The organism is Sphingobacterium puteale, from assembly GCF_003627955.1.
GTDB classification, from domain to species: Bacteria; Bacteroidota; Bacteroidia; order Sphingobacteriales; family Sphingobacteriaceae; genus Sphingobacterium; species Sphingobacterium puteale.
This window is the reverse complement of sequence record NZ_RBWS01000001.1, coordinates 827,503-841,035: the sequence shown is the minus strand read 5'-3', so window position 1 is coordinate 841,035 and position 13,533 is coordinate 827,503. Positions and strand designations below refer to the sequence as shown.

At 39.0% G+C, this 13,533-nt stretch carries 14 protein-coding genes and 2 rRNA genes; 5 read left to right on the top strand and 11 right to left on the bottom strand.

Features of this window, described 5'->3' with window-relative positions; genetic code table 11:
• Together D7322_RS03240 and rrf are read left to right on the top strand one after the other, a co-directional pair.
• Nucleotides 1-193 (top strand): 23S ribosomal RNA (locus tag D7322_RS03240); the annotation flags it as partial.
• 158 nt (nt 194-351) lie between these two features.
• Nucleotides 352-463, top strand: a 5S ribosomal RNA gene (gene rrf, locus D7322_RS03235).
• Nucleotides 464-533: 70 nt separating this feature from the next.
• Here rrf and D7322_RS29065 read toward each other — a convergent pair.
• Nucleotides 534-656 carry a hypothetical protein gene (locus tag D7322_RS29065; RefSeq protein ID WP_262707619.1) on the bottom strand — a complete coding sequence of 41 codons (123 nt, stop codon included), beginning with the start codon at nt 654-656 and terminating at the stop codon, nt 534-536.
• Nucleotides 657-944: 288 nt separating this feature from the next.
• Complete coding sequence (locus D7322_RS03225) at nt 945-1,331, bottom strand: SRPBCC family protein (protein WP_121121196.1); 387 nt, start codon at nt 1,329-1,331, stop codon at nt 945-947.
• A gap of 87 nt (nt 1,332-1,418) precedes the next feature.
• Here D7322_RS03225 and D7322_RS03220 point away from each other — a divergent pair, with 87 nt between their 5' ends.
• Nucleotides 1,419-2,786 carry a methyltransferase RsmF C-terminal domain-like protein gene (locus D7322_RS03220; protein ID WP_121121194.1) on the top strand — a complete coding sequence of 456 codons (1,368 nt, stop codon included), beginning with the start codon at nt 1,419-1,421 and terminating at the stop codon, nt 2,784-2,786.
• 42 nt (nt 2,787-2,828) lie between these two features.
• Here the strand turns inward: D7322_RS03220 and coaBC are convergent, their stop codons facing one another.
• From coaBC to D7322_RS03205, 3 genes are read right to left on the bottom strand one after another with little or no spacing between them, the layout of a single operon-like run.
• Nucleotides 2,829-4,037, bottom strand: coding sequence for a bifunctional phosphopantothenoylcysteine decarboxylase/phosphopantothenate--cysteine ligase CoaBC (gene coaBC / locus D7322_RS03215; RefSeq protein WP_121121192.1), 1,209 nt, complete (start codon nt 4,035-4,037; stop codon nt 2,829-2,831).
• 14 nt (nt 4,038-4,051) lie between these two features.
• Nucleotides 4,052-4,381, bottom strand: coding sequence for a DNA-directed RNA polymerase subunit omega (locus D7322_RS03210; RefSeq protein WP_121121190.1), 330 nt, complete (start codon nt 4,379-4,381; stop codon nt 4,052-4,054).
• Nucleotides 4,365-5,294: an outer membrane protein assembly factor BamD gene (locus D7322_RS03205; protein WP_104383443.1), complete on the bottom strand. Its 930-nt coding sequence runs from the start codon at nt 5,292-5,294 to the stop codon at nt 4,365-4,367. The genes D7322_RS03210 and D7322_RS03205 overlap by 17 nt, the downstream gene beginning before the upstream one ends.
• A 241-nt stretch (nt 5,295-5,535) precedes the next feature.
• Here D7322_RS03205 and D7322_RS03200 point away from each other — a divergent pair, with 241 nt between their 5' ends.
• Nucleotides 5,536-5,811 carry a NifU family protein gene (locus D7322_RS03200; RefSeq protein ID WP_121121188.1) on the top strand — a complete coding sequence of 92 codons (276 nt, stop codon included), beginning with the start codon at nt 5,536-5,538 and terminating at the stop codon, nt 5,809-5,811.
• A gap of 57 nt (nt 5,812-5,868) precedes the next feature.
• On the top strand, nt 5,869-6,519 hold the full coding sequence (locus D7322_RS03195; protein ID WP_121121186.1) for a carboxypeptidase regulatory-like domain-containing protein: 651 nt from the start codon (nt 5,869-5,871) through the stop codon (nt 6,517-6,519).
• On the opposite strand, the gene D7322_RS03190 is transcribed toward D7322_RS03195, so the two are convergent.
• The 6 genes from D7322_RS03190 to D7322_RS03165 form a co-directional block, all read right to left on the bottom strand.
• Nucleotides 6,516-7,745: an FtsX-like permease family protein gene (locus D7322_RS03190; RefSeq protein ID WP_121121184.1), complete on the bottom strand. Its 1,230-nt coding sequence runs from the start codon at nt 7,743-7,745 to the stop codon at nt 6,516-6,518. The genes D7322_RS03195 and D7322_RS03190 overlap by 4 nt on opposite strands.
• 3 nt (nt 7,746-7,748) lie before the next feature.
• Complete coding sequence (locus D7322_RS03185) at nt 7,749-8,390, bottom strand: MBL fold metallo-hydrolase (protein WP_121121182.1); 642 nt, start codon at nt 8,388-8,390, stop codon at nt 7,749-7,751.
• Nucleotides 8,391-8,418: 28 nt separating this feature from the next.
• Entirely contained in the window at nt 8,419-9,177 is a 759-nt protein-coding gene (locus D7322_RS03180; protein WP_121121180.1) for a shikimate dehydrogenase family protein, read from the bottom strand.
• A gap of 101 nt (nt 9,178-9,278) precedes the next feature.
• Nucleotides 9,279-10,691, bottom strand: coding sequence for a tetratricopeptide repeat protein (locus D7322_RS03175; protein ID WP_121121178.1), 1,413 nt, complete (start codon nt 10,689-10,691; stop codon nt 9,279-9,281).
• 183 nt (nt 10,692-10,874) lie between these two features.
• The gene (locus D7322_RS03170; protein WP_394342579.1) at nt 10,875-12,308 is read right to left on the bottom strand and encodes an OmpA family protein; all 1,434 of its coding nucleotides are present in this window, start codon (nt 12,306-12,308) and stop codon (nt 10,875-10,877) included.
• A gap of 201 nt (nt 12,309-12,509) precedes the next feature.
• Nucleotides 12,510-13,520, bottom strand: a complete 1,011-nt coding sequence (locus D7322_RS03165; RefSeq protein ID WP_108634566.1) for an inorganic phosphate transporter — start codon at nt 13,518-13,520, stop codon at nt 12,510-12,512.
• Nucleotides 13,521-13,533 lie beyond the last annotated feature (13 nt).

The window sequence follows — 13,533 nt, the reverse complement described above, 5'->3', positions numbered from 1 at the left end:
TGTTATGCCGCCAGGTGTACGGCAGGGTAGCTACGTCTGGAATAGATAAGCGCTGAAAGCATCTAAGTGCGAAACTAGCCACGAGATGAGACTTCCTAATAGGGTCGTAGAAGATGACTACGTTGATAGGCCATAGGTGTAAAGGTTGAGAGACCAAAGCCAAGTGGTACTAATAGCCCGAAGCTTTCTCAAGCAGACAGACACTGTTGTCTTCCTCTTTAATTTTTGAAACAAACAGAAACAGAACTCTTTCAATATATATGTCAATATAGTGTGAGCTATAGGATGGGTATACACTTTCACAGGAAAGTCTAGATACTCATATCTCCTATCTCACATCTAAAAAAAACTTTAGGTGCCTATATCGGCGGTGTCTACCTCTTCCCATTCCGAACAGAGCAGTCAAGCCCGCCAGAGCCGATGGTATTGCCGTAACAGGTGGGAGAGTAGGTCGGTGCCTTTTTTTACACGGAAGCCCTTGCTGGAAACAGTCAAGGGCTTCTTTCGTTTGGGTGCTCCCCAAGGACCTTTATTTATCCTCCGGTCCTTTTTCTCCCTTTGCCGGTACCATGCCCCCGCTCGCTATGAGAAGCTGTAAGATCATAATGGTTTTGCAAAAGGTGTTTCGTATTATATTCTTCTGTATCGTTTCCCATCTCATCAGCTTTGTTTTCTCGACCTACTACGGTGATCTTCCCGGAATGAAGGCCAATGTAGAAACTGGAAGGCACAAAAGGATGAAGCTAGGCTATTCTTTTAGCTATAAGGCCCAAGGAGATCTTATAATGGAATGTTAAAGTGCTTAAAAGAACTTATCGCAAGGGATGTTTTCTGTTTTCGGTATTGGAGAAAGAGTTCAGGCAAAGGTTACGTTCTTTATTAAATAAAGCAAAATAAAAGCCTAGCTTAAAAAAAACTGGGCTTTCTAAAGATATTCATAAAAATTAATATTCTTCCGTATAGAAATCAATTAGGGAAGAAATATAGGGATCTTCCCAACCTTCAGCAATATTTTCGTAATCTTCATCCGGTATATTGGTTTGCCTAATCTCCAATGATGTCCCTTTTTTGTGCTCATGAAACTTTAATGTAACAATTGAAGGGCTATCAGTTTCTCCAAAATACCATTCCTGTACGATTTTCGTAGAAGGTTCTAATTCCAGGAACCGGCCTGTAATTGCTCCATCCCACAAGGAAAATTCACCATTTACTGTCGCATCTATCGATACAAGATCGCCAGTCCAAAGACGGGCCGTAATTTCGGTTGTTAGGGCGAGATACAGTTCTTCTGGTGTCGCCGGGATAATAGCATATTTCTTGAGATCTTTCATGACACAAATTTACTCTTTCCCGTAATTTACTACTTATTTTGACTTCATTTTTATTTATATTAATTTTAGCCCAAACTATTAGGACACATGAGTAATTTTCTGCCAAATTCATTAGTGAAAAAACTGGGTGTAAATCCATTATTCGATACCGAAGGATTTATTAGGGTACATGAAGAGGGCAAACGGGCAACGGCAATACGGTTAAACCCTCAAAAATTGAGGGAATGTCCCTTTCCGAGTAGCGGCATGGTACCTTGGTGCGAGAGCGCTTTTTATCTTGAGGAACGCCCTCTATTTACGCTTGATCCTTTATTTCACGCTGGTGGCTATTATCCCCAAGATGCATCGTCTATGTTTATAGACCATATTATCCGTCGGTTGGAGATAGGAGCTAAGCCAGTTTATGCGCTGGATCTCTGTGCAGCTCCCGGGGGAAAGTCTACTTTGCTAAACAGTAGTTTACATCCTGAAAGCCTACTAGTTGCCAATGAGATTATTAAGACGCGTGTCAATATCTTACAGGATAACTTAACAAAATGGGGAAACGCAAATACGGTGGTTACAAATAATGACCCTTCGGCTTTTGACCGATTACCGGGATATTTTGATCTTATGGTTGTGGACGCACCTTGCTCTGGATCTGGAATGTTTAGAAAGGATACGGATGCGATAGATGAATGGTCGGAAGCGAATGTTAAACTCTGTAGTGAAAGACAACAACGAATATTGGCAGAAAGTATTGCTGCATTGAAGACCGGTGGGTACCTCCTTTACTCAACCTGCTCTTATTCTGAAGAGGAAAATGAAGAGATAGCGGATTGGCTGATAGGAACGGGAGACTTTGAGTCTATTGAGATCGCAATTGATGGTGATTGGGGCATTGAACATACAAAATCGGCCGAACATGCAGCGCATGGGTACCGTTTTTACCCGCATAAATTAGGCGGCGAAGGTTTTTTTATTACTGTTTTGCGCAAAATAGCTGAGCAATCTACATTTAATAGAAAACGGATAAAACCTGAAAAGTCTGACGTGCCAAAGGGAGTTCTGGACACTTGGCTGCTAGATGTGGATGAATTTTTACCGTTTATCCATCACGATGATCTCTATATATTCCCAAAAGTATATGAAAATGATTTGAAGTATCTACAGAATGTGCTCTATCTCAAAAATGCTGGAATTAATATTGGAAAGCTCAGTCGAAAGGAACTGATTCCAAGCCACGCATTGGCATTAAGTAATGTATTGAATACTAACTTCCAACATCTTGAACTTTCGCTGGGAGAAGCTCAAAACTATCTTAGAAAGGAGAATGTGACCCCAGAGAATATTTCTGCTGATATTAAAGGCTGGACACTTGCGAAGTATAAAGGCATGTCATTGGGATGGATGAAAGTCTTACCGAATAGGATCAATAACTACTACCCTAAGGAACTAAGAATTGTGAATCTCTAGGAGGGAGAGAACTGAGATGCCGCTCGAATTCCAGAAATGATTTTATATTTTCGAAGGAATATGTTGTAAGATGAGCGAACAAATATCTTTTGCCACATCTTCCTTCGATTTCAGAGGAAACACACTGCTCTCGCCTGAACGATTGATAATCGTGACTTTATTGGTATCTGTAGCAAATCCGGCTCCCTGATCCTGCATGGAATTGAGCACGATAAAATCGAGATTTTTTCGGACTAATTTGTCTTTGGCGTTTTCCAGCTCATTGTTGGTCTCTAAAGCAAATCCGATCAGTAATTGTTCTTTCTTCTTTTTGTTGCCTAAAGTTGCGAGAATATCCGTTGTTTTCTTTAAAGCGATCGAAAATTCATTCTCTTTCTTCTTTATTTTCTGAAATGCCACTTCGATAGGAGTATAGTCCGCAACTGCGGCACTCATGACAATGATAGAAGCATCGTCGAAATATTTTTCACAGGCTTCAAGCATTTCGGCTGCGGAAGTGACAGGGATGACTGTCATTTGTTGGGGATGAGGAAGTGCAGTAGGTCCGGAAACTAATGTGACATCGGCGCCGAGTTCCTTTAATTGTTGGGCAATGGCAAAGCCCATCTTTCCACTGGAATGATTGCCAATAAAGCGGACAGGATCTATGGCTTCATGCGTTGGTCCAGCTGATACGAGCGCCTTTAGGCCCGATAGGGGAAGTTTTTCTTTGGCAAAATCTGCTAAAAAGCGGAAAAGTTCCTCTGGTTCGGCAAGACGTCCTTCTCCTATTAACCCACTGGCTAACTCCCCTTTTTCAGGAGGGATGATTATATTGCCGTAAGTTCGAAGTTTGGCAATATTGGATTGTGTAGATGGGTGTTTCCACATATCTAAATCCATTGCCGGAGCAAAGAACACTGGACACTTTGCTGATAAATATACTGCCATAAGTAGATTATCACAGAGTCCGTTAGCCATCTTAGCGATGGTATTTGCTGTTGCAGGAGCTACGAGTATATAATCAGCTTCCAGTGCGATTTGCACATGATTATTCCATTCACCTGTATTTGGTTGGTAATAGTCAATTAAAACCGGATTTTTGGAAAGTGTAGAAAGCGTAAGCGGGGTAATGAAAGCTGTGGCTTCCTCAGACATAATCACTTTAACCCGGGCATCCGCTTTTATGAGCAGACGAATTAGATTTGCAATTTTGTATGCGGCAATGCTGCCGCATACAGCAATTACAATATTTTTCCCAGCTAAAGTCATCGTGGATTTTGGGATTAGTCTTGCTCTTTCGAGGGATTTCTGTAGTACACTTTGTCATGTAAAAACTCATCGATTGCTACCAAAGTAGGTTTGGGCATGCGCTCGTAGTGTTTAGAAATCTCTATTTGTTCGCGGTTTTCGAATACCTCTTCCAAGTTATCGTTATTGCTTGCAAACTCAGCAAGTTTTCCGTTTAGTTCTTCTTTAATATCTACTGCAATTTGATTTGCGCGTTTAGAAATAACTACAATGGACTCATAGATATTGTCAGTTCCTTTGTCCAATTTTCTTAAGTCACGTGTAACTGTAGAATTTGGAATTGAATTGTTATTTTTTTGACTCATCTTTTTGGGTATTTTCTTTTTCTTTTTTCGCTTTTTGTTCTTTTATATAAGCTTCTTGCTCAGCTACCGCTTTGTTATATTCTTTCATGTGAGAAGCGGCTGTTTTAATTCCTTTTTCCGAATCTTCACGGATAGATTCCGCTTCTTTCATATGCTTGCTATTGGGATAAGCGCTAGCAAAGCTACGGTAATAATCCAATGTTTCGTCATATCTGCTTTCCTGTTTTTGCAGAATACTTTTCGAAGCGAAGATGTATTGTGCTTTTAGCGTTAGGAATTCAATTTCTTCAGCATATTTTGTATCGGGATATTCTTTTAGTACATTTTGTAACGCAATGACAGCGGCTCTATAATCATCATTCAATCCCATGTCATAGTAGAGCCTAGCATTGGCAAAAGCCTTAAGCTCGAGTTTGTCCCGTAATTTTTGGATAAGATCTGCAGCTTCTTTAGATCGTTCAGATTCGGGATACAGGTTGACAAAAAGCTGTAGGGCATCTATTGCCTTCTTCGTGTTTGCCTGATCCAGTGTTGACCGGGGTGAATCCAAATAGTAACAATAAGCATGCATGAAACGACATTCTTCTGCCCGCGCGCTATTCGGGTAAACATCAGCAAAGTCCTTAAAGTGATATGCCGCTGAAGTATAATCTTTGAGACGGTAATTGGCAAAAGCCAAATAGTAGTAGATATTTTCTGCTTCAGCTTGTCCGCGGAATTTTGTCCGCAAGTCATCAAACAAAACTAATGCCTTTGTATATTTCTTTTTCTCATATAGTTTTACGGCTTCTTCATACTTTTGAGCTATATTATTGCTTGCGCGCAATTTCTCAAATTTACTCTTGCAACCGGTAAACACCAATAGAAACATCATGCCGGCACAGATAGCCGCTATACGCCTATTTAAAAACATTTTACAAAGATAAGTGAATTTGTTATACTAATCAATTAAATTTTACTGTGCAATATAGTTTAATAATTATTTGATCCCAAAAACAACATTTTTTATTAACATTCTTTAACTCGTTGAATGCAATTTAGTAGCGGTATTGTCATGATCTTGTTGTTTTTCTCTTGCGTATGAAGAGGAAAAATACAGATTTTAAAATATTTGATTATCTTTACATATACAATCAATGAATTTAATAAAGAGTATGACTTTAAAAGAAAAAGTGGAGCAAGCATTGGATACCTTGAGACCTTATTTGGAAACTGATGGCGGAAATGTGAGTGTTGAAGAGATTACAGCAGATAATGTCGTGCGATTAAAACTATTGGGCGCCTGTGCTTCATGTTCAATGAGCATCATGACTTTTAAAGCGGGATTGGAGCAAGCGATCAAGAAAGCTGTACCAGAGGTTACTGCGGTAGAAGCCATCAACCTTACCGATCCGGACTCTCCTGATGCGACGATGCCCTCGGTCAATTAGTTTATCTATTAACACAATTTAACGGCTAACTCAGCCGGTTTTGTGTAAATTTGTTCTATGAAGTTGCTGATCCCTATATTATTAGTTCTATCTATATTTTTTGACTCTTCGGTTTTGAAAGCGCAAGAAAAGAAGATTATTCAATATTCCGGTATTGTAACTACCGTGGGATCCGGGCTTCCTGTTGGTTATGCCACAGTAACCAACTTATCTTTCCGTAACGAGGCGGTTGCTGCGAATAATGAGGGCTATTTTTCTTTTGTGGCTCACGTGGGGGATACAATTCGTTTTACTTCCGTCGGATTCGATCCACTTACCATAACTATTCCTAAAGTTTCCGGCGACAAATATACCGCTAATATCGTCATGCAAAATTTGGTAACTGAATTGCCAATGGTAACCCCCTATCCTTGGGCAAGTATCGAAGAATTTAATATTGCATTTATGAATCTGGATGTATCTGAAGATAATATAGTCCGTGCAAGAAGATCGCTCTCCTATGAATCGTTGTCCGCCATGGCGGCTGTCGTACCTCGCGACGGCAATGAAATGCGCTCGATCAATAACGCACAGAGTTTTAACACAATGAATAATAAAGTTATCAACCAGCGTTATGCAAACCCATTGTTAAATCCTTTTGCTTGGGGGAGTTTAATTCAACAAATTACGAAAGGTAGCCAAAGCCGTTCCAAAAGTGCACGCTATTAATCCGTTGCTTTTAGTTTGTTCAGCTCTTTTACGCTCACTTTTGCAGAGAAATAGGACACTAAACCTGAAATACCGGTAACAGTAGTGAATACCAAGGCATAGTCACTCCATCTGCTGACCATGGGATAACTGTCTAAAATTGTGTTCGCTCCATCTTCAACTCGTATAATACCATAGGTCGACTGAATATAATTAAATATTGCACCGATCAATAAACCCAAAACGCAACCGATAATTGCTATCATTAGTCCTTCATAAAAGAAAATACGCTGAATTAAACTGTTATTTCCGCCTAGACTTTTTAAGACTGTCATGTCTTTTTGTTTGTCCAATACCAACATTGTCAATGAACCAACAATATTGAAAATGGCGATAACACTAATTAATGTTAATATAAAAAACACAACCCATCTCTCTACACGCACGTTTTTATATAACGTTGGATTTTGTTCTTCGCGGTTTTTAACGATGTAATCTGTGCCTAACTTTTTTTGAAGATGTTGTTCAAATAATTTAATATTAGTACCTGTCTTCAGATAGAATTCGATGGATGAAACCCGATCATATTCGCCGAGCACTTCTTTGGCGAATGAAATGGGTGTAATAATAAAATTATCGAAGTCCTGTTGATATCTAAGAACTCCACTGGGGCTGATAGCTCTAATATTAAACTCTTCTGCAGGGTTGGAGCTGTTTTTGACTCCTTTTCTCGGTGAGTAAACCTGGATTAGTTCGGGTTCATTTTGCATGGATATACCAAGATTGGCTTGAACGCTTGCTCCAAGTATAGCTAAATTGGTCGAGTCTTGCATGAGTCGATAAGCTCCGTCTACGAGTATACTATCGCCAATGCTTTTATTGAGCGATTGAGGTTCGACTCCTTTTATCGTTGAAATATATTGTCGATTTGCATATTGAAGTAATACTTTTTCCTCTAGCACTTCAGTATAATGAACTACATTTGTATCTTTTCGAAGCTCATTAAAAATCGGTTTATTTGTTGTAAAAAGCTTTCCTCTGTGAGGCACTATTTTTATTTCAGGAGCGAATTTACCATACATAGATAGAATCAGTTCCTCCATGCCATTGAATGAGGATAAGAGTATAATCAATGCTGCACTACTTACCATAACCCCGATCACACTAATTGACGAAATGATATTGATTGCGTTGACCGATTTTTTTGAAAAGAGGTATCTTTTGGCAAATAAAAGAGGCAGGTTCATATCTTATCCTTGTATGAATGGATTGGAGTTCTTTTCAAATCCTATTGTTGTTGATGGACCATGACCGGGATAGACAACAGTATCATCCGGTAGCGTATAGAGTCTTTGTTTGATGCTATCCAAAAGTTGCTGATGGTTCCCTCCGGGGAGGTCAGTACGGCCAATGCTGTTGCGGAAAAGCACGTCCCCGCCGATTAAGAATTTTTGTGCAGCAGAATAGAAGCAGATATGTGCAGGTGAATGACCGGGCGCAAGGATCACTTCTAATTCGTCATTGTCTAACTGGATATTGTCTCCATCATTTAAAAATGCTTCTCCAATAGGAGAAATGTCATAACGGAATCCCATTTGAGGAGCATAGTTCTGAACCGCTACCAAAATAGATAGTTCACCCTCGTGAAATTTAGGAAGAAGACCAAACCTCTCATGAATGAAATAATTGCCCAAAACATGATCAATATGGCAATGCGTATTCAATAACGATTGGGGGTTGAGATTATGTTGATCGACAAATGTCAAAAACTCGGCCTGCTCTTTTTCACCATACATCCCAGGATCGATAATAATGGCATTTCTCTGCTCATTATATAATACGTAAGTGTTTTCTTGGTATGGATTGAATGTGAATGTTCTGATCGTTAGCATATGGTAAAATTACATTTTTTATTGATCTCTAAATAGAGAAAGATTCGCTATTCCAAATTTCCCAATTCTTCTCTGCCTGAAGCAGTAACATTTCATACCCATTTTTAGTTCGAGCACCTTTTTCTTTGCCTTTCTTTAGGAAGGTTGTCTCTTCTGGATTATAGATAAGATCATAAAGCAAATGACGATCATTTATATATTCATAAGGTAAGCGAGGAAATTCTGCTATATTGGGAAACGTGCCTACGGGAGAACAGTTGATAATTAATGTATAATCAGCTAATATTGAGGCATCCAACTCATCATAGGTATAGTTGTCTATTTGTTTGGTTCTGCTCACAAGTTTGTATGTGATGCCTAATTGATCCAAAGCATAAGTTACTGCTTTTGCCGCTCCTCCGTTTCCTAGAATCAGGGCCTTTTTATCGTGAGGAACCAAAAGTGGTTTTAGTGAAGCTTCAAAGCCATAAGCATCCGTATTGTAACCTTTAAGATGGGGCCTGCCGTCAGGTAGGTGCCGAATACGGATACAGTTTACTGCCTGTATGGCCTCGGCCTCTTCTGACAGCTCGTCAAGATAATACATGACTTCTATTTTATAGGGAATAGTAACATTTACTCCATAGAAGTCGTTATTCGTAAAAATTGGGGGGAAATCTGTTATGCGTTCAATTGGATATAGATCATAATCTATATGTTCAATACGTTCCTTTTCAAATTTTTCTAAATAATATTTCTTGGAAAATGAATGCCCCAGCGGATATCCTATCAGACCTAATTTTTTCATCGAATGGTTTAATACTTCTTTGAGCTGTACGCTCAATCTAATTATATACCTTCAGTTAAATCTGAAAGATTGCCAAAGGGTATACCTATCTGTTTCCTGTTTTAATTTTTTGGTTTTGTGTATTTTTTTACAATCTCAGTAATGATTTGATTTCCCTGTAATTGGGGGAGGTAGTCAAAGAGAATGTAATGCTTTTCGGGATTTGTAGCTAAGCCTAATTCCAAAAAGTTTAAAGCTTCATTGTATTGTCCATTAGCAAATAGATAAGCCACTACACGATAGTATAATTCCGCTGCTTCAGGATTTTGTGTGATCGCATCCGACATCACATTGATGGCTTCATCCATTTTGCTCTGTTCGAATAGGATAGACGAATAATCTAGCCAAGCATCAATATCGGATGGATTTAGTGCAACAACTTTCTTATAAGCTTCCTCAGCTTGATCAATTTGCTGTAGTTTATACCTTGCATCTGCGATGGCGAACCAGTAATCTGGATTTGTGTCTTCCAGTTCCAAAGCTTTTTTGTAGAAATGAAGCGATTCAAAATAACGTTCTTCAAAATCCAGTGTAACTCCGATACCAAACCAGGCATCCGCTAGTTCGGCATCTAGCTTCACGGCTTTTTTATAGTAGTTTCGAGCTTCTTCCATTTGTTCGAGCTTTTCGTAGCATTCCCCTATGGCACAATACGTGTCGGCGCTAGGCTGCTCATATTCGAAGGTTTGTTTATAGACATCCAAAGCTTCCTGGTAGCGGTCTAAGTTGACAAGTGCATTTCCTTTGTTGAAATAAGCCGACGAGAAGTCTTCTTTGATCAATATGGCATAGTCATAAGCGTCCAATGCTTCTTCGAATTTGCTGATTTTATGATAAGAGTTACCCAAATTGTACCAGGCATAATACGAATACGGATCGGAGTCAATATATTTTTTATAAAAAGATATACTTTCTTCTTGTCTGTCAAGCACATCATAGCAATAAGCCAGCTCATAGAGAGCTTCCTGATAGTCCATATTAAGTTCAAGCGCTTTCTTTAAATAGACAATAGCTTTGTCATAATTCATTTGCGCCTGAAAAATCATCGCAACATGAAAGTAGACTTCATCCTTATTGTCCAATAAGGGCAATGCTTTGAATAGCTGATCCAATGCTTCATCAAACTGTCCTATACTTCCCAATATACCGCCTCTAATCAAAAATATATCGCCTTCTGAAGCTTCCAGTAGTTCCGCCTTGTCCAAGGCTGCCAATGCATTCTGGTATTGCTGAATTGTAGAAAACAATTGGGCCTGCTTCAACAGGAAGGTAATATCAAAAGGATGTTGGCTTATCGCAAATTCTGTTACTTGTAAAGCCTTTACAGGGTCATTTTTTTCAGCGTAGTAGTCTATTATTCCTTCGAAAGCCTTGGAGTCAAAAAAATACTGATCCTCGTTTCGAAGCATTTCCTCATATCTGTCCACCGAGATTTTTCTTTCTTCGGGGTTTTCAAATTCAAAATCCTCTTCCATTCTCAAAAGTTTAAAACCAGTATTCTGTTCCTTAAATCAAAATACTAATTTCTTATCTAATTTGCTTGAATAAATTTTCCACAAATTGGATATCATCCACAAAGTTAAGGATAAATACTGTCAAAATAAAAAAGCCGGCTCTAGAGCCGGCTTTTAATATAATGGTATAAATTTTATATACGATTATTTTTTGATCTCAACACGACGGTTTTGAACACGACCTTCTTCAGTTGAATTAGAAGCAACTGGGTTTTTCTCTCCGTAACCGTTAGCAGTGATGCTTGATGAAGAAACACCAGCATTTACTAAATATTGTTTTACAGAGTTAGCACGGTCTTTAGACAAAGTCAAGTTGTAAGCTTCAGAACCTTCTGCAGATGCATAACCGTCTAAAGTTACAGATGAATTGTTATCACGTACTTCTTTAGCCAATTTGTCTAAAGTTGAGTAAGATTCAGTTTTCAACACTGAGCTGTCAAATTCAAATTGAATTGGAGCATAGTAACCGTTAGAAGTTACATTGTTAACAACTGGCTCTGGGAATTTGATAGGACATCCTGAACCGTCTACTGGAGTACCAGCTGGCGTGTTAGGACATTTATCAAATTTGTCAGATACACCGTCACCATCAGCATCAGCGCTTAATGTGTTAACAGTACCTTCTAAAGTGCTTACACGTTGTTTCAATGCTTCAACTTCGTTTCTCAATGAAGGATCTTTCAATTCATCATACATTGTAGCAACTGGGTTAGCAAAAGTCAAGTTTTGTTTGTCTTTTGAACCTAAAGTGAATTCTAAACCACCGTATACGTTAGCGAAACGTTGTTTTGTACTAGTGTTTCTGCCTGGGCCGTACAATAATGCTTCATCCGTGAAGTTCATTGTGTAACCTAAGTTTAAGGCAACAACTTCAGATAATTTGAATTTAGCACCAACACCTACTGGAACGATCATACCTAGACGGTACTCCTTGTCTTGAGGTTCTGAAGGAGAACGATCCCCTAATACGTCTTCACCCCATTTTTGGTTATAAACAACAGTTCCGCCAAAATCATTGTTAGAGTACTGGATAGGATTGTAAGCGAATGCACCTATACCTACTTTAGCATAGAAATTAACTGCATTTTCTCTTCTCAAGAAGTCAATAGTACCTAATTGGAATACACCATTTAAGCTAGCCGCCCAGTTTACCTTTGTTTCTGCTGATTGAGCACGACCCAATTTAGAGCCAGAAAAGGTTTCGAAAGCAGGACCAGACTCATCATGGTTATACGTTTTGATCTTACCACGGTTAGCTTCAACTTCTAAACCGAAAAGGTGAGAAAATTGTTTACGTACTGTCAAACCATAATACTCACCTACTTTGTTTTGGAAGTAACCAACTTTTTGGCCAAAGTTATTGTTACCACCGATTAAAGCATTGGGAGTAGTGATACCGCCTTGAACTCCGATAGACCAAGTTCTGTATTGTGATCTACCACCGAATACTTGTTGAGCTTGTGCTGTATCAGCGAAACCTAAAGCGGCAACTAATGTAGCAGCAACAGCTGTTTTTTTAATTGTAGAATAGTTCATACTCTTGTTTTTAAGGTTATTATTAATTTTAATTGTTTTCAAACTTTAAATTCTCTTGTCTTAACACATGGAACAGTACAATTGCCGTGCCAAAGTCTTAAAATTATGTTAAATTTTTGTTTTTACTATATTTTGTACTAAATTAAGTATTTAATGTGAAACAACAAAACAAAAATCCGGTACGAAAGTACCAAATTTTTGTTTTGTTTCAATAGCTTTAAGAAAAAAATTAAGAAATTCTTTCTAAAGTAAATAATGAACGATAACTAAAGACAGCCCGCCAAGCAATGCCGACACCGGAATTGTCAGTATCCAAGCCCATAATAAACTGATGGTAACTCCCCAGCGGACAGCTGATACACGCTTGACAACACCGACACCGATAATGGCACCTGTGATTGTGTGTGTTGTAGATGCCGGAATCCCGAAATGTTCGGTTATCCCTAAGGTAACGGCTCCCGCAGATTCGGCACATACCCCTTCTAATGGTGTTACTTTCGTAATTTTCGTTCCCATTGTTTTCACAATTTTCCAGCCACCACTCATTGTTCCGGCTGCTATTGCTGCGTAACAAGTCAATGGAATCCATTCAGGCATATGTTCCGTGTTTTCCATATAACCGCCAGCGACCATGGCTACAAGGATAATACCCATTACCTTTTGTGCGTCATTACCTCCATGGGCAAAACTCAAGCCTGCCGAAGAAACCAACTGTAATACTTTAAACCATTTTTCGGCAACACTAGGACGGGAGTTTTTCGCCAAGTTGATTACTATGAGCGTAATGATAATGGATATGGTCATACCAATGATCGGGGCCAGAACAATGAAAGCGATAATTTTTAAAGTCGCATCGATATTAATGGCATGAATAGGATCTGCTCCAAGAATGAAAGCATAGGCCATTCCTGATCCCGCAAAACCTCCAATCAAAGTATGTGATGAACTCGATGGTACTCCGTAATACCAAGTAAACAAGTTCCAGCCAATTGCTGCCAGTAAGCCCGCAAAGATGACCTCAAGGGTAATATATTCTTCCAGTACCGTTTTGGCAATGGTGTTGGCCACTTTATGGTCTGTAAAGTAGAAATAAGCAGCAAAGTTGAATATGGCAGCCCATAATACAGCCATTGCCGGTGTGAGAACTTTTGTTGATACAACTGTCGCAATTGAGTTGGCGGCATCATGGAATCCATTGATGTAGTCAAATGCAATCGCTAGGACAATCACAACAACGAGTAATGTTGACATCATAATCTCGTAGAAT